This window comes from Amycolatopsis sp. NPDC089917 (assembly GCF_040684635.1).
Classification (GTDB): Bacteria; Actinomycetota; Actinomycetes; order Mycobacteriales; family Pseudonocardiaceae; genus Amycolatopsis.
The window spans coordinates 143,843-166,512 of sequence record NZ_JBFBGL010000004.1; the positions used below are offsets into that span (position 1 = coordinate 143,843).

Consider the following 22,670-nt stretch of genomic DNA (forward strand, 5'->3'; position numbering starts at 1 on the left):
TACTGCGAAGCGCGGACTCGGGTCGGCACACACGACGCCTACTCCGGCATTCGTGTGGCCCGCAGACGGCTCGAACCGAATCGGATGCTCAGCGTCACGATCAGATGGCTGACAGCATCCACTTTCCGATCGGGCCCGGGTCGCACCGGCCCGGCTCACCGGGCGGGTCACGCACCCTCGGACCTGGCACAACAGGGTCCTTCGCGGTCTTTCGCACGTTGTGACACGACGTTGACCCACGCGCCAGCACGGTCCGATTCGCTTGCTGTACTCTCGCCGTTGTGTGCACGTTCAGTCACCGCCCTACATTGCCTACCAGAGGTAGGTAAGCCCGTGTCTAGTGCCTACATGAAGCCTACATCGGACGGCGGCCGGCCGGTAAGCCCTGATGCGGAAACCGTTACCGCGTCGGATGTCGGCCGTGAGCTGCGGCGGCTGCGCAAAGCCGCGGGCGAAACGCAGGCGGAGACCGCCCGGATCATCGGTGTCACCAGGGCGAACCTGACCCAGTGGGAGACCGCGAAGTACCTGCCGTCGGCGCACAACGCCCGCCAGCTCGACGACCACTTCCGCGCCGCGAACAAGCTGTTCAAGCTGGTGGAGAAGGCCCGGTCACCCCAGGAGCACGCCCCGCCGTCCGTCGGCGACGCGGGCGTCGTCGACACCTCTCGTTCGCTCCTGCGGGTCTTCCACACCGTCGGGGCCAAACTCACCGAGCACCTGATCCGCGACGCCGACGGCAAACCGCTCGGCTGGCGGCACAACCTGCAGAAGAACACCGGCCCCAAGGCGCTGAGCACCGCGTACGGGATCAACACGATGCTGGTGGTAGGCGATCCCTACATCGACCTACACACCCTCGCCGAAGATCTCTACCGGCTGCAGTCGGCCCAAGACTGGCGCGGCCGTGCGGGCGGCAAACGACCGGAGACCACCGCGTCCGTGGTCGACGCCCTTTTCCGCACCAGCACCATGTCCGCCGACGAAGGGCTGGAACGGCTCGAAGGGTCGCTCGACCCGTACAGCCGCACCCGCCCGTACCTGTTGTCCGCCGTGTTGCACACGGCGGTCCGGCTGCGGCCGGACGCCCCGCTGACCGACCGGCTGATCGACGCCCTCCTGGCGGCCCGGCTCGACTTCGACGGCTCACGCCTGTGGCCCGAGAAGAACGAGGCCGGCCTCGTCGCCCCGGAGGCCTCGGTGGTCCACACCGCGCGGTCGGTCGTCGCTCTGCGGGACGTCCTGCTCAGCCGCGAAGATCGCAACGACGTCCGGGAAGCGGCCGACGAAGCCACACAATGGCTCATCGAGCGATCGCACTCGGACGACGGCGTGGCCGAGGACCTGGAAAGGCCCCGGCCCGACGGTGAAGGAACGACCCGGATCATCATCCGTCACTTCACCGCCGCCTGGGTCGTGCAAGCGCTCGCGACCGCCCCTCACCTGCCACTCCCCCGGCTCAACCGCGCGCTCGGAACCCTTTGGGAGCGCTATGACGCCGAACAGGGACTGTGGGTCTGGGGCAGCGGCGATCTCCCGATCTGGCAGACGCTCGACGCCGTCACCGCCCTCCGCGCGGCCGCCCTCGCGGCCGCCGCTCCCCCGCTCAGTCCTCCAGGAACTCCATGATCGACTCCCCGCCCTCGACCCTCGCCGCCGCTCCGGACGGCGACGCGGATCTGACCTGGCTGCGCACGGTTGCGCACCGGGTCCAGGACGCCCCGGGCGTTTTTCTCGCGTGGCTCGAAGAAATCCTCGGCGACGACGAGGCCGTGCGCGCCGCGGCCAAGCGTTCCTACTGGCATCCCAACGGATTCGCCAAAATGGTCCTCCACGCCTCGGCCGACTACCGGATCCGGCTCCACGTCTGGCCGGAATCCGAGGAACCGTCCCGAGGTGAATCCAATCCGCACAGCCACCGCTGGGAATTCGCTTCGGCCATCGTCGCGGGCGAAGGCCTGCACATGGTCGAGTACCGCGAAACGACCGAAGGCGGCAAGGAACACGACCGGTACCGCTACGGCGCCGATCCGGCGAATCCCGCCGCGTTGCTCGCGGACGGCCGAGCCCGGCTCGCGGTGGTCGCCACCCCGCACGTCCGGCGTGGCGACGTCTATTCGTGCGACACCGCCGTCGTGCACACCGTCCGGCCGATCGCGGCGGGCCTGACCGCGACGGTGGTGGTCCAGGGCCCGCATCGCAGCAGCACCACCGTCGTGTACTGCGAACCCGGCCAGACCGACGACCAGCCCAACGGCGAACTGACCGAGACCGATTTCCGCGTCCTCGTCGGTGCCGTCGCGAAAGCGGTGGCACCATGCCCCTGATCCGGCCCGCGCTGCGCCGCGGGATCCTGACCGACCGGGCGATCAGGCGCGCGCACCGGAACGGGGAACTCTCCCTCTCTCCGTTCGACCCCGCCCTTGTCCGCCCCGCCGCGATCAGCCTGCGGCTCGGGCGTGAGGCGTTCGCGCTCGAATCGACCGGCACCGTCGACATCGCCGACCGGAGCACGTATCCGGAACTGCGGCCGAAGGAACTCGACGCCGAAGGCAGGCTGCGCGTCGAGCCCGGCGAGGTCGTTCTCGCGCCGACACTGGAGAAAATCGGGCTTTCGGAGAAACTCGCCGGGCTCGTCGACGGAACGAGCGACTACGCGCGGCTCGGCATCAGCGTCGTCCTCTGCGGTCAGGTCAGCCCCGGCTTCGGCAGCGAGAAAGGCGCCGTGCTGACCCTGGAGATCGTCAACCATCTACGGCATCCGGTGCTCCTGCATCCCGGCACGCGGATCTGCAATCTGATGCTGTTCGCCTCCACCGGCAGCGATCAGCCCTACGGCGCCATGCCGAACAACTACTCCAGCGACCACACCGTCGCCCCGTCCCGATTGGCGGACCATGTCGGTCGTAACTGAACTCTCGCCCGTCGGCGACGACGTCCACCTGGGCGAGCTCGGCGAGCGCGCGATCCTGGAGCACATCCTGCGGCCGCGTTACGGCGGCGTCCGCGGTTTCGGTGACGACTGCGCGGTCCTCGACGCCGAGGAAGGGCTTCGCGGCGAATTGGTCGCCACGACCGACAGCTGCCCCACCCCGCTGGTCACCATCCTGGGCGAGATGGATCCGTACCACGCGGGCTGGCTGCTGGCGACGATCAACCTGTCCGATCTCGCGGCGGCCGGCGCCACCCCGCTCGGGCTGGTCGTCAACTACACGCTGCCGAAGACGACCACGGCGGGCGAGTTCCGGCGGCTGCTCGACGGCGTGGACGAGTGCGCGGCGACACACGGGACCAAGGTCGTCGGCGGTGATCTCCGGGACGGTCCGGTCCGGCAGCTCACCGCGACCGCGATCGGCCGCTGCGTTCCCGGGAGCAGGCTCGGGCGCGCGGGCGCCGAGGCGGGCGATCGTCTGCTGCTGGTCGGTTCGCCGGGCTATCTCTGGGCGTACGCCTTGCTCGTCGAAAAGCAAGCACGGCTGCCCGGACATCTCGTCGCCGAGATCCGCGACCGCGCTTGCCGTCCGATCGCCCAGGTGGCGGCCGGGAAGACCCTCGCCACGGCGGGACTGGCGCGCGCGGCGATGGACGTGTCCGACGGGCTCTTCCCGACCGTACGGACCCTCTGCGGCGCCAACGGTCTCGGCGCGCGGATCATGACCGACATCCGGCTCGACGACGCGCCCGCCGACGTCTGCGCGCAGGCGGGACTCGGCCGGTTCGAGCTCGCGCAGGCCTGGGGCGATTGGACGCTCGTGGTCGCCGTGCGGCCGGACGACGTCGAACTCGCCAAGAAGACCCTCGCCGCGGAAGGTGTCGCCGCGCAGGAGATCGGCACTCTCGTCCCCCGCGAGGACGGCATCTCGCTGGACGACGGCGAACCTTGGGAAGGGATCGCGCAGGAGCGGTTCTCGCCGAGTTCGTGGCACGGTGGCGAGCTTCCGAAGCTGATCACCGAGGTCCTCGGCAGACGCGCGGGCTGACGCTGGTCGCGGGTCAGGTCCGTGAAGGCCCCCTCACGCGACTTTCACACCTTGCAAGAGAGACGCGGCGCGGCCCGGGCTCGTGAGTGCGGCGTCCCGTCACGCGAGTCACGCCTTTGCTCACGCCGCGCATAGGGTTTCCAGTCCGTGAAGGCCTCCTTGAGGGACCCAGAGTCCCTCAAGGAGGCCTTCACGGACTTCAGGCCAGCAGCGTCGGCCCGGTCCACCGCGCCGACGGTGAGCAGGGTGAGGGTGCGCGGACCTGCGCGCTGGTCGCCCCGAGCACGGCACCAGGAGCGAACCGGCCAAAACGTGAGTTCTTCGGCGCATGAAGCACTTTCCGTCCATTCCTCCATCACTGTCTACAATGGACTATATTCGGACAATGCACCCCGCCGGACGCGCCGGGAATTGCGGAGAACGGTGCGCGACGCCACTTTTTGAGCGTTCGGGTCATCCGGCGTGCCCGTTCGGGCATAGATCGAACCGGCGAAGTCGGCCGTCTCGCTTCATGGATAGCCTCCGGAAGGAAGACCGTGCCGTGAAATGGGGAGGGGGAACGGTCCGTGGGGAACCCGCTCGTCGCGGAAACCAAGAGTTCGACTCAGTCGTTTTCGGGTATTCCGTTGCTGGAGTCGGCGAACGATCTGAAATCCGCGATCGAGAGCGGTGATTGGGCCTCGGTCGCGATGGGGGCGGTCGGCACCGCGCTCGACGCGTTGTCGATGGCGATGGACCCGTTCGGCGCGATCCTCTCGGCGGGTGTCGGCTGGCTGATGGAACACGTGGGCCCGCTGAAGCAGGCGCTCGACGCGCTGGCCGGTAACCCCGACGAGGTCAAGGCACAGGCCGAGACCTGGAAGAACGTCGCCAAGGAACTCGGCGACGTCGGCACCGAGCTCGTGGCCATGGTCAAGGCCGACACCGGGAGCTGGAAAGGCGAAGCGGGCGACAACTACCGCAAGCGCGCCGAAGACACCGCGACGCTGATCACCGCGGCGCAAAAGGGCGCGGAGGGCGCGGGAAGCGGGGTGCAGACCGCGGGCGAGGTCGTGGCCGCGGTACGGACGCTGGTCCGCGACATCATCGCCGAACTGGTCGGGCACCTGGTCAGCTGGGCGCTGCAGGTGGTGTTCACCCTCGGCATCGGGCTCACCTGGGTCGTCCCCCAGGTGGTCGCCGCGGTCACCAAGACGGCGAACAAGATCGCCGGTCTCACCAAGAAACTGGTCAAAGCGCTCAAAGCCCTGATGCCGCTGCTCAAACGCGCCGACGACCTGTTCGCCGACGCGGCGAAGTCGCTCAAGAAGCTGACGCCGGGCAGCACGAAGTCCGCCAAGAAGACCGACATCGACGAAGGCACCAGCGCGTCCAGCGCCAAGGGGCCCGGCGGCGGCTCGCAGTCCGGCAACGGTGGTGGCACCGGCCCGTCGAGTACCCACGGTTCCCCCGATCCCACCCCCAACGGTCCGCCGCCCGTGACGAAGGGGCCGGACAATGGCTCCACGAACCCGTCCGGGTCGTCCGGTTCGCCGCACAAGCCGAATCCGCCGCGCAAGGGCGCGGTCGAGACCAAGAACAAGAAGTGCAAGACGGATCCGGTCGACGTCGCCACCGGGGACGTGCTGCTGGTCCAGCGGGACCTGACGCTGCCCCACACCCTCGACCTGATCCTGGAACGCACGCACACCTCGTCGTACCGGGCCGGTCTCTGGTTCGGCACGACCTGGGCGTCGACGCTGGACCAGCGGCTGGAACTCGACGACGAGCACGCCGTTTGGTTCTCCGCGGACGGGATGCGGCTGGTCTACCCGCTGCCGGGACCCGGTGCGGCCACGCTGCCGCTGGAAGGCCCGCGCCGCCCGCTTCTGCGCACCGGTCGCGGCTACCGGCTGACCGACCCGCAGACCGGCACGTCACTGGTCTTCGCCCCGCTGCCGGGCCGCGGCGGCGCCGTGCTGCCGCTGATCCGCACGGAAGGCAGCGGCGGCGACACCATCGACGTCGAATACGACGACCTCGGGGCACCGCTCCTGCTGCGCCATTCGGTGGGGTATCTGGTCGAGTTCACCTCCGCCGACGGCCGGGTCACCGAGGTCCGCGTGGCCGACCAGGACACCGGCTCCCGGGTGGTCGCCGTGCGGTATCGCTACGACCGTCTCGGGCGGCTCACCGGAGTCGTCGACTCCACCGGCCTTCCCCAGCAGTTCGACTACGACGGCGTCGGCCGGATGACCGGCTGGCAGGACCGCAACGGGGTCTGGTACCGCTACATCTACGACGCCGCCGGACGCTGCGTCCGCACCGTCGGCGACCGCGGCTTCTACGACGGATCGTTCGTCTACGACAGCGAGCGGCTGGTCACCGCGTTCACCGATTCCCTCGGCCACACCAGCGAACTCCGGCTCAACCCGGCCGATCAGCTGCTGAGCGAACGCGACCCGCTCGGCAACGTCACCGCCTACACCTGGGACCGCTACGACCGGCAGCTGTCCCGCACCGACCCGCTCGGCCGGACGACCCGCTACGAGTACGACGAGCTCGGCGAACTCACGGCGGTGATCCGGCCGGACGGCAGCCGCGTCCGCACCACGCGGCACCCGGACGGCGCTCTCGACGTCGAGGTGGAGGCCGACGGCCGCGTCTGGCGCCGCACGTATCCGGCAGGCACGGCTCCCGATCCGATGACCGCGCAGCTCGGCGTGTCCGGTGAGACCCCGGAGGCCGAATCCGGCACCACTCCGGCCGGGGCCCCCGGGTCCTCCGGCGGCGAGCCTGCCGTCGATTCCCGGGCCGAGCTCGACCTGTTCGGCCGGCCGCACACGGTGGTGAACGCGGCGGGCGGGCACACCCGGCTGGCCTGGAACGTCGAAGGCAAGATGCTGTCCCGTACCGGGCCGTCCGGTGCGCGGGAACAGTGGCGGTACGACAACGAGGGCAACGAGATCGGCCACGTCCGCGCGCTCGGCCAGTCCGCGAGCCGGGAGTACGGCGCCTTCGACCTGATCACCGCCACCGTGGACGGAACCGGCGCGCGGACGACCTACGGCTACGACACCGAGCTCCGCCTGGTCGCGGTCACCAATCCGAACGGCCAGACCTGGCGTTACGTCCACGATCCCGCGGGACGCGTGGTCGAGGAGATCGACTTCGACGGCCGGATCACCCGGTACGAGCACGACGCCGCGGGGCAGCTGGTGCGCTCGGTCAACGGCGCGGGCGAGACGGTGGAGTACGGCTACGACGTCCTCGGCAACGTGGTGTGGCGCCGCACCCCGACCGAGGTCGCGACCTTCGCCTACGACCCGGTGGGCAGGCTCGTCACCGCGGCCAATCCGGACGCGACGGTCTCCGTCGAACGGGACGACCGGGGCCGGGTCGTCAGCCACACGGTGAACGGGCGGACGCTCGGCTTCCGCTACGACGACGAGACCGGCGCCCTGGCCCGCCGGACGCCGTCGGGGGTCGACAGCGTGTGGCGCCACGCCGACGACGGCGAACCGGCGGCGCTCGAGATGGGCGGGCACGAGGTCACCTTCGACCACGACTCCGGTGTCGAGGTGCGGCGGCAGGTGGACGGCGGCCCGGTCCTCGCCCAGGCCTACGACCAGGAGCGGCGGCTGACCGAGCAGGTCACCACGATCGCCGGGCAGGAGATCGGCAGGCGCCGCTTCGAGTACCGCCCGGACGGCGTGCTGGCCGCGGTGGAGGACGGGACCGGCGCCGTGCGGTTCCAGCTCGACGCCGAGGACCGGATCACCGAGGTCAGCGGGCCGGGCAGGCTCGAGCACTACCGGTACGACGGATGCGGCAACATCGTGACCGCCGGCGCCGACCAGCGGCATTACCAGGGGACGAGGCTCCTCGGTACGTCCACGTCGGCCTACGAATACGACGGACAGGGCAGGCTGGTCGTCCGCCGCGTCCGCGACCTCACGGGCCGGGAACTGGTCTGGCGCTTCACTTGGAACGCCCTCGACAGGCTCACTTCGGCGACCACCCCCGACGGCTCGCTCTGGGTGTACCGCTACGACCCGATGGGCAGGCGGATCGCCAAGCAGCACCTCGTCTCCCCCGCTCCCGGCGCGCCGCCCGTGATCGCCGAAGAAGTCACCTTCGTCTGGGACGGCACGATGATCGTCGAGCAGTGGTCCGGCGACGAGGTGACCACCTGGGAACATCATCCCGAGGACGACCGGCCGGTCGCCCAGTTCGACCGGTCCCGCGACGCCGTACGGTTCGCCACGGTGATCACCGACCGGGTCGGCAGCCCGCTCGAACTGATCGACGCCGACGGCCGTCCGGTCTGGCGGGACCAGAGCACCTTGTGGGGCGCGGGAGGCGTGGCCGCGGGCACGCCTCTGCGGTTCCCCGGCCAGTTCCACGACGCCGAAACCGGGCTGCACTACAACGTCTACCGGTACTACGACCCGGAAACCGGGCGCTATCTCAGCCCGGACCCGCTCGGCCTGGAACCGGCCCCGAACCCGGTCACCTATGTCCCCAACCCGCTCGAGATGAGCGATCCCCTCGGCCTCGGCCCGTGCAAGAACAGCGGTGGCGGCGGCACCCGCGGGATCGGGGGCCGGAAGAACGGCAAGAACGACAAGACGAACGCGAGCGGCTCGAAGGCCAAGCGAGGCCGGATCTTCAAGCCCGGCAGCGTCGTGAACCGGAACCTCAAGGATGCCGCGGTCGACGCGTACAAGAAGTTCAAGGGCAAGATCGGCAAGAACGGCAAGCCGGGTAAGAAGGACACCAAGGGGAAGACCAAGAAGAACCGTTCCGAGGACATGGGCGAGGCCGGTGCTCTCGACTACATCAAGAAGACCACCGGCAAGGACGATCTGAAACTGCACACCCCCTCGGAGAAGAATCCGCTCTCGAAGAACGACTACACGACCAACAAGGGCAAACCGTGGCCGAACGCGGTCAAGTTCAACAACTCCGGCGTGGTCGACGTGGCGTACTTCGACGGGAACAAGCTGCACGTCATCGAGGCGAAGGGCGGGGGTTCGAAGCTGGTCGGCGGGCCGATGCACGGCCGGACCCAGTGGTTCGATCCCGACACCGGCGCCATGCGGCCCATATCGGATCGCACCAACAACCCCAACAAGATGGATCAGGGCAGCTCCGAGTACCTCACCGACATCGCGCACGCGATGCGGAACTCGCCTCAGCAGGACGGCCGTAAACTGATCGGCGGTCTGGTCTGGAATGGGCAGAAGACCGGCATCGTGAACTACGTCCCGATCGGGACCAAGATCGACAGCAGCGGCAACGCCGTCGTCAGTGTCATCAAGCAGTAGAGGGAGTCGCGGTGGGTTACGGACTGGAATTCCACGGGCTTTCGCTGAACGTGCTCGGAGAACGGCTGCGCGCTTCGACGGAGGCGGCCGCCCGCCTGATCATCGCGGGTGGCGGCGAGGTGGACGAGGAGGCCGCTGTCGAGGTCGTCCAGGTCATACGGGAGCTCTCGGAGCCGATCGACATGGTGGAGCACTCCTCCTCCGGGGGTGACTGGTTCCGCGAAGAGGTCTTCGGTGGGCTGGTCGCCGAAGCGATCGGTGCCGACCTGGCCGAGCACCTCCTGGACAGGCCGCTCGAAGGCATCGTCTGGGACGAGTACCCGAGCGTGGGCTGGGCGGACAACGCCGAACTGCTGGACGCCGTCGCCAGGCTCGACGCGCTCGGCGAAGATCCGGCGGGGGAACTCCCGTTGGAGGAGGCCATGATCGTCGGCACCGTCTTCGCGGCGGTGCGCAAGGCGGTCGCGGACGGCGTCGACCTGGTGACCGTCTACAGCTGAGCAGCTGACGGGTGACCCCGGTCACACGAGGAGACCCTGCAAAGCAACTGCTTAGTACGGCAGACTCGGCGTCACTTCCACTCGACGACGAGGAGTCACCCGTGACCGAACATCCCTCCCGCGTAGCGATCGTCACCGGCGCCGGCCGCGGCATCGGCGCGGCCGTGGCCAAGCGGCTCGCTTCCGACGGGTTCGCCGTCGGTCTGCTGGACCTCGACGAGGCGGGCGTCAAGCAGGGTGCCGAAGCGATCGTCGCCGAGGGCGGCAAGGCCGTCGGCGTCGCGCTGGACGTCAACGACGCCGCGCAGGTCGAGGCGGCGGTGACCCGGGTGGCCGAGGAACTCGGCGCGCCGACGGTGCTGATCAACAACGCCGGCATCACCCGCGACAACCTGCTGTTCAAGATGACCGAACAGGACTGGGACTCGGTGCTGGGCGTGCACCTGAAGGGCTCGTTCCTGATGACCCGCGAGGTGCAGAAGTACCAGACGCAGGAGAAGTGGGGCCGCATCGTCAACCTGTCCAGCACCTCGGCGCTGGGCAACCGCGGCCAGGTCAACTACTCCGCGGCCAAGGCGGGCATGCAGGGCTTCACCAAGACGCTCGCGATCGAACTCGGCAAGTTCAACGTCACCGCGAACGCCATCGCCCCCGGTTTCATCGCCACCGACATGACCGCGGCGACGGCCGAGCGGATCGGCATGACGTTCGAGGACTTCAAGGCGGCGGCCGCGTCGCAGATCCCGGTGCAGCGCGTCGGCACCCCCGACGACATCGCCAACCTCGCGTCGTTCCTGGTGAGCGACGGCGCCGGGTTCATCTCCGGCCAGGTCATCTACGTCGCCGGCGGACCGAAGGACTGAGCCATGCGCGAATTCGCCTCCCTGCAGGAGTTCGAGAACGCCGTCGGCGAGCACTTCGGCTACAGCGACTGGCTGACGCTCACCCAGGAACGGGTGAACCTGTTCGCCGACGCCACCGACGACCACCAGTGGATCCACGTCGACGTCGAGAAGGCCGCCGATGGCCCGTTCGGGGCGCCGATCGCGCACGGTTTCCTGACGTTGTCGCTCATTTCGGGCTTCGTCGGCAAGCTCTACCGGGTCCACGGGCTCAAGATGGGGATCAACTACGGCCTGAACAAGGTCCGGTTCCCCCAGCCGGTCAGGGTGGGCTCGAAGATCCGGGCGGGCGCCGAACTGGTCGAGGTCACCGACGTCGCCGGCGGCAAGCAGGCCGTCGTGCGGTGGACGATCGAGATCGACGGCGAGCCGAAACCGGCGTGCGTCGCGGAGATGGTCGTCCGGCTGATCGCCTGACCGGGTGACCTCCGGCACCTCGCCGGGGCACCACTACCCGACATACCGACTGGTCGGTACTGTAACCGGAAAGCGAGCTGCTGGAGGCACCATGAACCAGTCCGACCTGCCGGGCCTCGACCTGGCCAGGCTCAAGTCCCATCTGGACACGCACCGGCCGGGGCTCGTCCAGGGCGACCTGAGCGGCGAGGTCGTGCAAGGGGGCCGGTCCAACCTCACCTACGTCGTGGGCGACGGCCGGTCCCGCTGGGTGGTCCGTCGCCCGCCACTGGGCCACGTCCTGCCGACCGCGCACGACATGGGCCGCGAGTTCCGGGTGATCTCCGGTCTGCGCGGCACGGCCGTCCCGGTCCCGGAAACGGTGCTGCTGTGCGAGGACACCGACGTCATCGGCTCGCGGTTCTACGTGATGGAGTTCGTGGCGGGCACGCCTTTCCGCTCGGACACCGAACTGACCGCGCTGGGCCCCGCCCGGACGAAGGCGATCGCGGACGAGCTCGTCGACACCCTCGTCGAGTTGCACGCCGTCGATCCGGAATCGGTGGGGCTCGGCGACTTCGGCCGTCCGGAAGGCTTCCTCGAACGCCAGTTGCGGCGCTGGAAGAAGCAGCTCGACGGCAACCGCAGCCGCGATCTGCCCGGCGTCGACGAACTGCACGACCGGCTCGCGGCGTCGGTGCCGGAATCGGGCAGGCCGTCGATCGTCCACGGCGATTACCGGCTCGACAACGTGCTGGTGAACGCGGACGACCGGATCACCGCGGTGCTGGATTGGGAGATGTCCACCCTCGGCGACCCGCTGACCGACCTCGCGCTGCTGGTCGCCTACGCCGAACGCGACAAAGTCTCCTTGCAGTTCGTGTCCAACGCCAGTTCGGCGCCGGGCTACCCGCGCAACGACGAGGTCATCGCGCGGTACGCCGAGCGGTCCGGCCGCGACGTCTCGCGGCTCGACTGGTACGTGAGCTTCGCCTTCTTCAAACTCGCGGTGATCTTGGAAGGCATCCACCTCCGCTACAGCAAGGGTCAGACCGTCGGCGCCGGATTCGACGGCATCGGCTCGGGCGTCGTCCCGCTGATCGCGCACGGAATCGAGACTCTCAAGGATGGTTGACAGGGACGTGCGATGACTTATCCGAAAGACGGCCAAGCGGCGCGCGCTTTGACCGAAGGCCTCGCGAATGTGGAGGCGGGCCGCCCTCATCACGGACGAGAGAAGCCTTTGAAAGCCGCGGCCTGGCTACGCATTCGTCGACCGCGCGCCCCCGAAAACAAGGAAGAGGCATAAGGATGGACTTCGCCTTCGACGCGAAAACCAAGGAACTGCGGGGAAAACTCCTCGAATTCATGGATTCGCACATCTACCCGGCCGAGGCCGTCTTCGAGACTCAGCTGGCCGAACGCGACAGCGAATGGTCGCAGCCGCCGATCGTCGAGGAACTCAAGGCCGAGGCCCGCGAGCGCGGGCTGTGGAACTTCTTCCTCCCCGGTGACCACGGCGCGGGGCTGACGAACCTGCAGTACGCGCCGCTGGCCGAGATCACCGGCCGCAGCCTGCGGCTCGCGCCGACCGCGCTGAACTGCGCGGCGCCGGACACCGGGAACATGGAAGTCCTCACCATGTTCGGCACGGACCAGCAGAAGAAGCAGTGGCTGCGGCCGTTGCTGGACGGCGAGATCCGATCCGCGTTCGCGATGACCGAACCCGACGTCGCCTCCTCCGACGCGCGCAACATCGCCACCAGCATCCGCCGCGACGGCGACGAGTACGTGATCAACGGCCGCAAGTGGTACATCTCCGGCGCGATGAACCCGAACTGCAAGATCTTCATCGTGATGGGCAAGACCGATCCGGACGGTCCGCCGCACAAGCAGCAGAGCATGATCCTGGTCCCCCGCGACACCCCCGGCATGACCGTGAAACGCGGAATGCACGTGTTCGGCTACACCGACGGCGACCACGGCGGGCACGCCGAAGTGATCTTCGAGGACGCCCGCGTGCCGGCGGAGAACCTCATCGCCGGCGAGGGCGACGGGTTCGCCATCGCGCAGGCCCGCCTCGGACCGGGGCGGATCCACCACTGCATGCGCGCCATCGGCATGGCCGAACGCGCGCTGGAACTGATGTGCCGCCGGGCGCTTTCGCGCGAGACCTTCGGCAAGCCGATCGCCGAGCAGGGCGTGGTGCAGGACTGGATCGCCGAGGCACGGGTCAAGATCGAGCAGCAGCGGCTGCTGGTGCTCAAGACCGCGTGGCTGATGGACACCGTCGGCAACCAGGGCGCGCACACCGAGATCCAGGCGATCAAGATCTCCACGCCGATCACCGTCGAATGGATCCTCGACAAGGCCGTGCAGCTGTTCGGCGCGGGCGGGGTCAGCCAGGACTTCCCGGTCGCCGAGATGTGGGCGCAGGTGCGGACGCTGCGGCTCGCTGACGGCCCGGACGAGGTGCACAAGCGCTCGCTGGCGCACCGTGAACTGAAGAAGTACCGCGGGGAGGCCAAGAAGTGACCACGGTCGACGACCTCAAGCAGCGCGTGGCCGGGCTCCTGGCCGCGTATCCGCCGGAAAGCACGCCGCGCCAGGACTTCCTCGACGCGCGGTTCGACGCCGGGCTCGCGTGGATCCACTTCCCCGAGGGACTCGGCGGCCTGAACGCGCCGCGTTCGCTCCAGTCAGCCGTGGACAAAGAGCTCGCCGCGGCGGGCGCGCCGGACAACGACAAACGGCGGATCGGGATCGGTCTCGGCATGGCCGCGCCGACCATTCTCGCCTTCGGCACGCCCGAACAGCACCAGCGCTTCCTGCGTCCACTGTGGACCGAACGGGAGGTGTGGTGCCAGCTGTTCAGCGAGCCGGGCGCCGGCTCCGATCTCGCCGCGCTGGGCACCCGCGCGGTGCGCGACGGCGACGACTGGGTGGTCACCGGCCAGAAGGTCTGGACGTCGGGCGCGCACCAGTCGCAGTGGGCCATCCTGGTCACCCGCACCGATCCCGATGTGCCGAAACACCGCGGCATGACGTACTTCCTGTGCGACATGACCGCGCCGGGCGTGGAGGTCCGGCCGCTGCGCCAGATCACCGGCGAGGCCGAGTTCAACGAGGTCTTCCTCAGCGAGGTCCGCATTCCCGACGCGCACCGCCTCGGCGCGGTCGGCGAAGGCTGGAAGGTCGCGCAGACCACGCTGATGAACGAACGGGTCGCCATCGGCGGCACCGAGTTCCCGCGCGACGGCGGGATGGTCGGCGTCGTCACGGAAGCCTGGCGGGAGCGTCCGGAACTGCGGACCTCCGAACTGCACGACAGGCTGCTGAAACTGTGGGTGGAGGGTGAGAGCCTGCGCCTGGTGAGTTCGCGGCTGCGGCAGCAACTCGCCGCCGGCGCGCCGGGGCCCGAGGGTTCCGCGGTCAAGGTCGCGTTCTCGGAGCTGAACCAGGCCGCGTCCGGACTGGAGATCGAGCTGCTCGGCGACGAAGGCCTGCGTTACGACGACTGGACGATGCGGCGTCCCGACGGCGTGAACTTCCTCGGCCGCGAAGCCGGGTACCGCTATCTGCGCGCGAAGGGGAACTCGATCGAGGGCGGCACCTCGGAGGTCCTGCGCAACATCATCGCCGAACGCGTGCTCGGGCTGCCGTCCGAGCCGCGGATCGACAAGGACGTCGCCTGGAAGGACCTGCCCCGATGAGCGACCTGTTGTACTCCGAGGTCGAAGAGGACCTCCGGGCCAGCGTCCGCGACCTGTTCTCCGACCGTGCGGAAGCGGCGTCCCTGATCACCAGGACCGAGACGGCGGAACCGTACGACCTGTCGTTGTGGCGCACGCTCGCCGCCGACCTCGGCGCGGCCGGTCTCGCCGTCCCGGAGGCGCTCGGCGGGCATGGCGCCTCGGCGCGCGAGGTCGCCGTCGTGATGGAGGAACTCGGGCGCAGCGTCGCCCCCGTCCCCTATCTCGGCAGCGCCGTCCTGGCGACGTCGGCCCTGCTGGCGACCGACACTGCGCAGGCGGAAGTGGCGGAAAGGCTCGGGAAACTGGCCGCGGGCGCGCTCGTCGGCGCGCTGGCCGTACCGCTGTCGACCGCGCCCGGCGCCGCGTTCCCCTCGACGGTCACCGCCGCCGCGGACGGCACGCTCGACGGCGCGGTCCGCAGTGTCGTCGACGCTTCGGTGGCCGAACTGCTCGTCGTCCCGGCGGTGGGTCCCGACGGTCCCGGCCTGTACACGGTCGACGCGGCTTCGGCGGGCGTGACGATCACCGAGGCGATCTCCCTGGACCTGACCCGGCGCATCGCCGACGTCACCTTGGAGAACGTGGCCGCGAAGCGCGTCGCGGACTCCTCGACGGCGGCGTCCGCACTGGACTCGGCACTCGTGACGGCCGCCGGGCTGCTCGCTTCGGAACAGCTCGGGATCGCCGACTGGGCGTTGACGGAAACGGTGCGCTATCTCAAGGAGCGCTACCAGTTCGGCCGTCAGGTCGGGTCCTTCCAATCGCTGAAACACCGGCTGGCGAACCTGTACACGGATCTGGTCAACGCCAGGGCGACCGCGCGCTACGCCGCCGACTGCCTGGCCACCGGTGACGACATCGCGATCGCCGTCGCGGTGGCACAGGCCCGGAACTCCCCCATCGCCGTCCACGCCGCCGAAGAGGCGATCCAGCTGCACGGCGGCATCGGCATGACCTGGGAGCACCCCGCGCATCTGTACCTGAAGCGCGCGAAGAGCGACGAGATCGCCTTGGGCACTCCAGGCAGGCATCGCGCGGCCCTCGCGCCGCTGATCGACCTGCCCGCCTGATCCACCCGGCGGGGTCCGCCCCGGAAAGTGTCGGACCCCGCCGGTACAACCTGTTCGAACATCAGAGCGAACAGGGAGTCATCATGAAACTACTCGTGGCCACCTCGCAGACCCAGGGCGAGCGGGCGAACGACTTCGACCACTGCGTCGAAGGCGAACTGCTCTGGATCGCGCCGTGCTGCGGCGACGGCGAGAGCTCGCCCGATTCCGAATGCGGCTGCGGCCGGTCGTTCGGCGGGTTGAACTCGCACCTCGGGACGACGACGGCGCTCGTCGCGGACCTGCCCGGCTTCACCTATTCCGACTACGCCGAGGCGTTGCGGTCGAGCCTGGCCGCCCAGGGCTGGCCTCCCGAAGCCGCCGGCGAGGTGGCGGCGGGATTGCTCGCCTTCGCCTCTGGCTGGGAAGTGGGAACGGTGCTCGAACGCCGGTGCGACTTGTTCGTCGAACGCCTGGTGCCGGCGCCGCCGGGCTGAGCCCTCGTCGCTACTCGGGGCGCAGAGAGGCCAGCAGGAGATCGGCGAAGTGGTCGCCGATCTGGCGGGCCGAGAGCGCGCCGCCACGCCGGTACCAGGAACCGAGGTGGTGCACCGAACCGAAGAAGAAGTCGACGATCACGTCGGCCGGTTTGTCCGCGCGGAACTCGCCGGACGCCTGGCCTTCTTCGATCAGCGTGCGGAACCGCTCGTGGTACTTGCGGCGTTCCGCGCGGACGGCCTTCTGCTTCTCCACACTGAGCTGATGCATGGACTGCATGAAGATCGTGTTGTCGTCGAGGTTGTCGATCGTGCTGACGACGACGTCGGAGGCGGCGGATCGCAGCCGCTCCCGCAGCGGCGCCTCACTCGAAGCCACCTTTTCCAATTGCTCGGTCTGCGCGCGCAGCACCCGGGCGTAGATCTCGTAAAGGAGGTCGTCCTTGGAGCCGAAGTAGTGATACATCGCACCCTTGGTGACCCCGGCCGCCTCGACGATCTCCTGCACGGAGGTCCGGTCGAAACCCTTCTTGGCGAAGAGCTTCGTGGCGTGCGACAACAGACGGCGCGGGACGGCGGCCTGATCTTCGCCGCTCGCCTCGGCCTTCCTGGTGGTCGCTCGTGTCATGGCCGGCTCCTTCTCGTGCGGGCTTTCAGCATACCGGCCGGTTTGTCGACGGCCGGAGAACCGCCGGTACCCGGCACGAATTACCGGTCACTGGTCGCCGGGGACGGCATCGACGGCACGGTTCATACGGTTGGGTGACGGCCAGCCGGGCTCCGTCCTGGTGAACTGGGCGCATGAGCACCAGGCACCCGGGCGCCGGGACGGGACTGCGGGCCGATGTCCGTACCGAGGAGGTCAGGGTCCTGAGGGACGACGCCGGACCCGGCGCGACCCCGCTGACGGTGCTCGCGGGCGAGCCAGGCTGCGGCCGCGGCACGGTGCTCGACAGGCTCACCGAAGAACTCACCCCGTCGGCCAAGGTGCTGGTGCTGCGGCTGGCCGAACTCGACCGGTCACTCCCCTACGGCGCGATCTTCCGGCTGCTCGTCCTCCTCGGCGCGGACCGGGCCGAGGAGGAGCCCGCGCGGCGATCCGTGCTGGCCATGCTCGCCAGGGCGGGCGAGACCATGCCGACCCCGGAGACCGTCGCGAAGATCGCGACGGCCGTGTTCGCCCTGCTGCGCACGCAGACCCCGCTGGTGATCCTGGTCGACGACGCGCAGTGGCTCGACGAGCACACGGCCCGGCTGGTGAGCCCGCTCCTGCACCGGTGTTCGGCCGAGACGTCGATCAGCGTGGTCGCGACGCTGCGGACCGGCGCGGGGGACGACCTGTCCGGGAGTCCCGCACTGCTCGGCGCGTTCGGCAGGCTGCGGGCGAGCGGGAACGCGAAGCTGCGGTTCCTCCGGCCGCTCTCACGGGCCCAGTCGCGGTCGCTGCTGACGGGACTGGTCTCCGCCCTGCCGAACGACGGCCTGGTGACCGAACTGCACACCGCGGCCCGGGGCAACCCCGCCGCGCTGACCGCGCTCGTACACGGCTACCGGTCCGCCGGTGCCCTGCGGATCGTCGACCGCACCGCCTACCGCGTCGACCGGATCGACCAGCCGGTGGCCACCGAGGACCATCCGCTCCTGCGGGCGGTGACCGAGGCGGGCGGCGGCGTGCGCGAGGTGGCCGAGACGATGGCGGCACTCGGCCCGCTCGGCACGTCGGCCCCCGGGCTGGCCGCGACCGCGCTCGGGTGGCGGGAGGCCGACCTCCGCGCGGTGCTGGACAGGCTCGTCGCCGAACGGGTCCTGGTGCGGGACCGGGACGGCGGGCACCGTTTCCGGGTCCCCGCCGTCCGGGACGCCCTGCTGACCGGCATCGGCCCGCACGCCACACGCAGCCTGGCCGCACAGGCGGTCCACGCCGTGTGGTCGGGGAGAGCGTCCGTCTCCGATCCGGATCTGGTGCTCGACTGGATCACCCAGGCCGGATCGCTGGTCGACACGCGCCGCGCGTCGGCCGAGCTCCTCGCGAACGGCGAGCGCGTCCTGTTCACCGACGGGGCGAAGGCGGAACGCTGGCTGCACGCGACGTTGTCCTGGGTGACCGAACCACCCGAGCGGACGGTCGTGCTGATGCTGCTGAGCTCGGCCAAGGCCCTGCACTACCGCGCGGCCGAGGCCGGGGACTGCGCGCGGCAGGTGCTCTGCAAACACCTCGCCCACCTCGAACCGGCGCAGGCGCAGGAGCTGTCGACCGTGTTCATCTCCGGGCTCGCCGCCCGCAAGGATCTCGGTGAGCTCGCCGAGATCGCCGCGGGCGCGTCACCGGTGTTGCCGGACGATCCCGCCTTGATGGTGATCAACCGGGCGTACGCCCTGCTGCTGAGCCATCGCTGGATCGAAACGCGCGACCTGCTCGAACGGGAACGCGCGGTGTGGACCGGCAGCAACCACATCACCGCCGATTTCGGCACGATGTTCCTGGCGGCCTGCGGCGTCGTGCTCGGCGACACGTCCCAGCTGCACACCCTCGTGGCGCATCCGGAGCTGTGGCGGTCGGCGCATCTGCCGCAGTACGAGGTCGAACAGCGCCGGTTCGAAGTGGAAATGCTGTTGCAGCTGGGCGAACTCCGGCAAGTACGGCAGCGGATCAGCGAGTCCGGCCTGGTCGTGAGCGAGCTGCCCGTGGCGAACCGGTTCGCGCTGAACTACCTGGGCGGGGACTGGCCTGAGGCGATGGAACTGGCCCGCCGGACGATGCTGGGCGGCACCGATCCGGCGCGGCCACTGCATTTCCTGCTGACCCAGTGCGCGATCCAGATCCTCGGCGCGCAGGGCTGGCTCGCCAGGGCCAGGGCGCTCGCCGCCGACAGCCGTCAGCCCGGGATGCGGCACACGATCGATCACGCCGAGTTCACCGTGCTCAGCAAGCTCGGCGACACCGAAGGCGCCGACGCCTTGCTGTACTCGGCCGCGCGCAACGCCGACGCGGGCGGCTACGTCCTGGGCACCGAAGACCTCTGGGCCGACCTCGCGCGCTCCGCGCTGGCGCGGAACAAGCAGCGCGAAGGCGAGCACTGGGTCCGGCGCGCGGCGCGCACCGCCACCCAGCTCGACACCGCCCGCGCGCACCAGAACCACCACCTGGCCCGTGCGGTGGTCCACCGCGAGCCCGCCGCCGCCCGCCGCGCCGCGACCATCGCCCGCGAACGCCGGGACGTCCCATACGAGTCGGCGATGACGCTCCTGCACGCGGGCCTCGCCGGACACCGGCCGGAGCAGTCGTGGACCGAGGCGTACGAACTGTTCGGCGAGGTCGGCGCTTGGTTCTGGCGCGGCAAGGTACGGAAACTGTTGCGCGACAACGGCTTGGCCGGGCCCGGCCGGACGGAGACGACCGCCGAGAACGAACGGCTGCTGGCGATCCTGGTCGCCGAAGGCCTCACCAACCGGCAGCTGGCGGTCGTCCTCGAAACCAGCGAGAAGAGCGTCGAAGGCAGGCTCAGCAGGCTGTTCTCCCGGACCGGGTACACGTCCCGCGTGGAACTCGCGGCGGGCATCCTGACCGGCGAATACCGCACCTGACCCCACGCGTTCAGAGGACCAAACGCGTGAGGGGCCGCGCGCGTCTAGCAGTGGGGACGTCCACAGTCAACACATCGGGCGGTAACTGGCATCGTTCTCGGGTGCCACTGGCACCGAGCCAGTATCCGCGCCACAGCGTTGTCGGGAGGCGGGGTCCGGGGCCACGGTGGAGATCGTCTTCGCAAGTCCCGAACAAGGTGGTGACCCCGTGCGTTTCGATCTCCTCGGCCCCTTCAACGTCGTGCACGACGGACGTCCGGTCGTGCTGCGCGGGGCGACCCAGCGGGCGGTGCTCGCCTATCTCCTGTTGCGCCACAACGAGGTCATCGCCACCAGCACCCTGCTCCAGGCGATCTGGGCGGACGAGATCCCCGCCACCGCCCGCAAGATGGTGCAGAACGCCGTTTCGGGACTGCGCGCCACGCTGGCCCAGCGCACCGGCGCCGCCGAGCAGGCCATGCTGCTCACTCACGCCCCCGGTTACCTGCTGCGCGTCGACAGCGACCAGGTCGACGTGTCCCGCTTCCGGCGGCTCGCCGCCGAAGGCCGCACCGCGCAGGCGGGCGGCGACGTCGAGCAGGCCGTCTCGGCCTACCGTGACGCTCTCGCACTGTGGCGCGGTCCGGTGCTCGCCGACCTCACCGAGACCGGTGTCGTGTGGCCCGAGCTGGTCGCGCTGGAGGACCAGCGGATCGCCGTCCACGAGGATCTCTTCGGGCTCGAACTGGACCGGGGCCACCACCACGAGGTGCTCACCGACCTGCGCGGGATGGCGGAGGCCAACCCGAACCGCGAGCGGCTCAACGCCCAGCTGATGACCGCGCTCTACCGCTGCGGCCGCCACGTCGACGCCCTCGAGGTCTACCGCGCGACGCGGGCCAGCCTCGCCGAGGGCCTCGGCCTGGAGCCGGGCAAGGAGCTGCGCGAGCTGGAACGCGCGATCCTCCAGCACGACGAAGCCCTGCTCACCCGGCGTCCGGACCCGGCGCCGCGGCCCGCCCCCGAGCCGGCGGCCGCGCCCGCCCCGGTGGCCGAGCCGCTGTCGTTCACGCCCGCCCCTGTGATCGCCCTGCCCCGCACGGAGCCCGTCGAGAGTGAGCGGAAGCCGGTCGTCGCGATCGGTGTCGCCCTCGCCGCCACCCCGGACGACGATCCCGAAGAGGCCGTCGAGGTGCAGGCGCGGCTGCGGACCGTCGTCGAGGAAGAGGCTCTCGCCTCCGGTGCGCACCTGCCCGGCGAATCAGGACCGGTCGTGCTGGCCCTGTTCGGTCTCCCCCGCACCGATGACGACGACGCCGTCCACGCGACCCGGACCGCGTTGCGGATCCACGACCGGCTGGCCACGGCCGGGATCGCCACCCAGATCGGCGTCGACAGCGGCGATGTCCTCGTCGAGTTCACCGCCGCCGGTCCCGGCCAGGTGGCGGGCCCCGTGCTCGACCGCTGTGTCCGCTCGGCGCTGCGCGCGCCCGAAGGCCGGGTCCGGGTGTCGGACGCGGTCCGCGAGGCCTCCGAGCCCACCGTGGTGCACGAGGCGTCGGAGGACTCACCTGGTTGGTGGCACGCGGTTTCCGTCCGCCAGCATCCGGTCGCGGAGCCCGCCGACCCGGGCAGCTTCGTCGGCCGTGAGCACGATCTCGATCTGCTGAGCCATCTTCTCGGTTTCGTCGAGCGCGGCGGCCGCCCGCACCGGGTCACGGTGCTGGGCGAGCCCGGGATCGGCAAGACGCGGCTGCTCGCCGAGTTCGCCGAGACCCTGTCCGAGCAGCCCCGGATCCGGGTGCTGGACGCCGGTGCCGACGTCGCCGAAGCCTTCGCCGTCGTCCCGGGACTGCTTCCCCAGACCGCCTCGCGGCTGCGGACCGAGGGCGGCGACTCGGCACTCCGGGCCGCCGCCGGCGAACTGACCGCTTTCGGGCCGCTGGTGGTGCTGGCCGACGATCTGCACCGCGCCGATCTCGAAACCCGCGACACCGTCGACAGGCTCGGGGAAGCCTGCGCGGGGCTGCCGGTCCTGATCGTCGCGTCCGCCCGGCCCGGGCTGCTGGAGGCGGAAAGCGGCGAACGCTGCGGGACGACGGTCAGTCTCGCCCCGCTTTCCGACGACGCCGTCGGCAAACTGCTCGACAAGCTGTTGCCCGGCACCGCCCGGCTCATCCGCGGCAGGCAGGAACTGATCGGCCGGATCGGCGGGAACCCCCGCTTCGCGCACGCGTACGCCCAGGGGGTGCACGGCAAGACCACCCCGTTTCCGGGACTGGGCCAGGCGATGACGCCCCCGCTGGTCCGCCGGACGCTCGCCGCTCAGCTGGACAACCTGCCCGCCGCCGAGAAGTCCCTCCTGAAGGCGGCCAGCCTCACCGGGGACGCGTTCACCGCGGAGGACGTCGCCGCGGTCTGCGGCCGGGACACCGCCGAGATCGAAGGGACCCTTTCCCGGCTCGCGAGCCTCTCGGTGCTGCGCCGCGAGGACGACGACGCCGGTTACACGTTCCGCCGCGCGACTTTGCGGGAGCTGGTCTACCAGCGGATCCCGCGCGCGACCCGCACCGCGCTGCTCCGCCGCCCGGTCCCGCGCCGCGTCGAAGCCTTCGCCTGACTCGCTGGTCCGGTCCGTGAAGGCCTCCTTGAGGGACTCTGGGTCCCTCAAGGAGGCCTTCACGGACCATTCGATTACTGCCTGGCACAACGAAAAGC

At 69.9% G+C, this 22,670-nt stretch carries 16 protein-coding genes; 15 read left to right on the forward strand and 1 reads right to left on the reverse strand.

The genetic code is table 11. From position 1 onward, the window contains the following. Positions 1-348 precede the first annotated feature (348 nt). The 13 genes from AB0N89_RS05250 (at position 349) to AB0N89_RS05310 (ending at position 16,388) form a co-directional block, all read left to right on the forward strand. On the forward strand, positions 349-1,629 hold the full coding sequence (locus AB0N89_RS05250; protein WP_364200395.1) for a helix-turn-helix transcriptional regulator: 1,281 nt from the start codon (positions 349-351) through the stop codon (positions 1,627-1,629). Beyond that, complete coding sequence (locus tag AB0N89_RS05255; protein ID WP_364200397.1) at positions 1,626-2,327, forward strand: hypothetical protein; 702 nt, start codon at positions 1,626-1,628, stop codon at positions 2,325-2,327. The genes AB0N89_RS05250 and AB0N89_RS05255 overlap by 4 nt, the downstream gene beginning before the upstream one ends. Continuing rightward, complete coding sequence (dcd, locus tag AB0N89_RS05260; protein WP_364200399.1) at positions 2,318-2,914, forward strand: dCTP deaminase; 597 nt, start codon at positions 2,318-2,320, stop codon at positions 2,912-2,914. The genes AB0N89_RS05255 and dcd overlap by 10 nt, the downstream gene beginning before the upstream one ends. Then, on the forward strand, positions 2,898-3,980 hold the full coding sequence (locus AB0N89_RS05265) for a thiamine-phosphate kinase (RefSeq protein WP_364200401.1): 1,083 nt from the start codon (positions 2,898-2,900) through the stop codon (positions 3,978-3,980). The genes dcd and AB0N89_RS05265 overlap by 17 nt, the downstream gene beginning before the upstream one ends. Positions 3,981-4,546: 566 nt before the next feature. After that, positions 4,547-9,289, forward strand: coding sequence for an RHS repeat-associated core domain-containing protein (locus AB0N89_RS05270; RefSeq protein WP_364200403.1), 4,743 nt, complete (start codon positions 4,547-4,549; stop codon positions 9,287-9,289). 11 nt (positions 9,290-9,300) lie between these two features. Then, complete coding sequence (locus tag AB0N89_RS05275) at positions 9,301-9,789, forward strand: hypothetical protein (RefSeq protein WP_364200405.1); 489 nt, start codon at positions 9,301-9,303, stop codon at positions 9,787-9,789. 101 nt (positions 9,790-9,890) lie between these two features. Further along, positions 9,891-10,652: a 3-oxoacyl-ACP reductase FabG gene (gene fabG, locus AB0N89_RS05280; RefSeq protein WP_364200407.1), complete on the forward strand. Its 762-nt coding sequence runs from the start codon at positions 9,891-9,893 to the stop codon at positions 10,650-10,652. Between the two features lie 3 nt (positions 10,653-10,655). Beyond that, positions 10,656-11,108, forward strand: a complete 453-nt coding sequence (locus tag AB0N89_RS05285) for a MaoC family dehydratase (RefSeq protein WP_364200408.1) — start codon at positions 10,656-10,658, stop codon at positions 11,106-11,108. 91 nt (positions 11,109-11,199) lie between these two features. Then, positions 11,200-12,222 (forward strand): phosphotransferase family protein, encoded by a 1,023-nt coding sequence (locus AB0N89_RS05290; RefSeq protein WP_364200410.1) that lies wholly within the window; start codon positions 11,200-11,202, stop codon positions 12,220-12,222. A gap of 176 nt (positions 12,223-12,398) precedes the next feature. Beyond that, positions 12,399-13,622: an acyl-CoA dehydrogenase family protein gene (locus tag AB0N89_RS05295; RefSeq protein ID WP_364200412.1), complete on the forward strand. Its 1,224-nt coding sequence runs from the start codon at positions 12,399-12,401 to the stop codon at positions 13,620-13,622. Further along, positions 13,619-14,800: an acyl-CoA dehydrogenase family protein gene (locus AB0N89_RS05300; protein ID WP_364200414.1), complete on the forward strand. Its 1,182-nt coding sequence runs from the start codon at positions 13,619-13,621 to the stop codon at positions 14,798-14,800. Before AB0N89_RS05295 ends, AB0N89_RS05300 begins: the two co-directional genes overlap by 4 nt. Next, positions 14,797-15,912 (forward strand): acyl-CoA dehydrogenase family protein, encoded by a 1,116-nt coding sequence (locus tag AB0N89_RS05305; RefSeq protein WP_364200415.1) that lies wholly within the window; start codon positions 14,797-14,799, stop codon positions 15,910-15,912. The genes AB0N89_RS05300 and AB0N89_RS05305 overlap by 4 nt, the downstream gene beginning before the upstream one ends. An 83-nt stretch (positions 15,913-15,995) precedes the next feature. Next, a complete protein-coding gene (locus AB0N89_RS05310; RefSeq protein WP_364200417.1) occupies positions 15,996-16,388 on the forward strand; it encodes a hypothetical protein in 393 nt (130 codons plus the stop codon). Positions 16,389-16,398: 10 nt separating this feature from the next. On the opposite strand, the gene AB0N89_RS05315 is transcribed toward AB0N89_RS05310, so the two are convergent. After that, positions 16,399-17,016: a TetR/AcrR family transcriptional regulator gene (locus AB0N89_RS05315; protein ID WP_093937470.1), complete on the reverse strand. Its 618-nt coding sequence runs from the start codon at positions 17,014-17,016 to the stop codon at positions 16,399-16,401. Between the two features lie 173 nt (positions 17,017-17,189). Here AB0N89_RS05315 and AB0N89_RS05320 point away from each other — a divergent pair, with 173 nt between their 5' ends. Next, on the forward strand, positions 17,190-19,973 hold the full coding sequence (locus tag AB0N89_RS05320; protein ID WP_364200419.1) for an AAA family ATPase: 2,784 nt from the start codon (positions 17,190-17,192) through the stop codon (positions 19,971-19,973). A 208-nt stretch (positions 19,974-20,181) separates the two neighbouring features. Beyond that, the gene (locus tag AB0N89_RS05325) at positions 20,182-22,572 is read left to right on the forward strand and encodes a BTAD domain-containing putative transcriptional regulator (RefSeq protein WP_364200421.1); all 2,391 of its coding nucleotides are present in this window, start codon (positions 20,182-20,184) and stop codon (positions 22,570-22,572) included. The last annotated feature ends 98 nt before the right edge of the window (positions 22,573-22,670 follow it).